The following is a 207-nucleotide window of genomic DNA, read 5'->3' as shown; positions in this document are numbered from 1 at the left end:
CGCATAGAACGCACAGAACTTGCACGCCGTCACACACACGTTGGTGTAGTTGATGTTCCGCTCGATGATGTACGTCGCAATGTGCTCCGTACCCGCGTACCGAAGCCGGCGCACCGCATCGGCCGCCTGGCCGAGCGCGTGCAACGGCGCATGCCGGTAGAGGTCGAGCGCCTCTTCCTTCGTGATCCGGCCCCCAGCGGCGGCGCG

The 207-nt window shown here is 65.7% G+C and carries 1 pseudogene; it reads right to left on the bottom strand.

The annotated features are described in order from the left end of the window. A pseudogene (locus IO30_RS41195) lies at positions 1 to 207 on the bottom strand (dehypoxanthine futalosine cyclase); the annotation flags it as partial.

The organism is Streptomyces xanthophaeus (assembly GCF_000725805.1).
In the GTDB taxonomy this organism is placed as follows: Bacteria; Actinomycetota; Actinomycetes; order Streptomycetales; family Streptomycetaceae; genus Streptomyces; species Streptomyces xanthophaeus.
Note: the sequence above shows the minus strand (reverse complement) of the source record. Positions and strands in the feature narration are given on the sequence as shown.